The sequence below is a fragment of the Streptomyces sp. NPDC111520 genome, assembly GCF_055635295.1.
In genome coordinates this window covers 3690-5086 of record NZ_JBVKBW010000048.1, presented here as the reverse complement: position 1 = coordinate 5086, position 1397 = coordinate 3690, and the positions used below count along the sequence as shown (strand labels likewise).

1 rRNA gene (only partly in view) is annotated in these 1397 nt (G+C 56.3%); it reads right to left on the bottom strand.

From position 1 onward, the window contains the following. Window positions 1-1397, bottom strand: a 23S ribosomal RNA gene (locus ACZ7MY_RS42955); its annotated part runs 1822 nt beyond the window's last position; the annotation flags it as partial.

Genomic DNA, 1397 nt, shown 5'->3' with positions numbered 1-1397 from the left:
GGACAAGCCCTCGGCTTATTAGTACCGGTCAGCTCCACCCATTACTGGGCTTCCACATCCGGCCTATCAACCCAGTCGTCTACTGGGAGCCTTAACCCCTCAAGGGGGTGGGAGTCCTCATCTCGAAGCAGGCTTCCCGCTTAGATGCTTTCAGCGGTTATCCCTCCCGAACGTAGCCAACCAGCCATGCCCTTGGCAGGACAACTGGCACACCAGAGGTTCGTCCGTCCCGGTCCTCTCGTACTAGGGACAGCCCTTCTCAAGACTCCTACGCGCACAGCGGATAGGGACCGAACTGTCTCACGACGTTCTAAACCCAGCTCGCGTACCGCTTTAATGGGCGAACAGCCCAACCCTTGGGACCGACTCCAGCCCCAGGATGCGACGAGCCGACATCGAGGTGCCAAACCATCCCGTCGATATGGACTCTTGGGGAAGATCAGCCTGTTATCCCCGGGGTACCTTTTATCCGTTGAGCGACGGCGCTTCCACAAGCCACCGCCGGATCACTAGTCCCTACTTTCGTACCTGCTCGACCCGTCAGTCTCACAGTCAAGCTCCCTTGTGCACTTACACTCAACACCTGATTGCCAACCAGGCTGAGGGAACCTTTGGGCGCCTCCGTTACTCTTTAGGAGGCAACCGCCCCAGTTAAACTACCCACCAGACACTGTCCCTGATCCGGATCACGGACCGAGGTTAGACATCCAGCACGACCAGAGTGGTATTTCAACGTTGACTCCACAATGGCTGGCGCCACTGCTTCACAGTCTCCCACCTATCCTACACAAGCCGAACCGAACACCAATATCAAGCTGTAGTAAAGGTCCCGGGGTCTTTCCGTCCTGCTGCGCGAAACGAGCATCTTTACTCGTAGTGCAATTTCACCGGGCCTGTGGTTGAGACAGTCGAGAAGTCGTTACGCCATTCGTGCAGGTCGGAACTTACCCGACAAGGAATTTCGCTACCTTAGGATGGTTATAGTTACCACCGCCGTTTACTGGCGCTTAAGTTCTCAGCTTCGCCCCGACGAATCAGAGCTAACCGGTCCCCTTAACGTTCCAGCACCGGGCAGGCGTCAGTCCGTATACATCGCCTTACGGCTTCGCACGGACCTGTGTTTTTAGTAAACAGTCGCTTCTCGCTGGTCTCTGCGGCCACCACCAGCTCAGAGTGCAAGACTCATCACCAGCAATGGCCCCCCTTCTCCCGAAGTTACGGGGGCATTTTGCCGAGTTCCTTAACCACAGTTCACCCGAACGCCTCGGTATTCTCTACCTGACCACCTGAGTCGGTTTAGGGTACGGGCCGCCATGAAACTCGCTAGAGGCTTTTCTCGACAGCATAGGATCATCCACTTCACCACAATCGGCTCGGCATCAGGTCTCAGGCTTTCT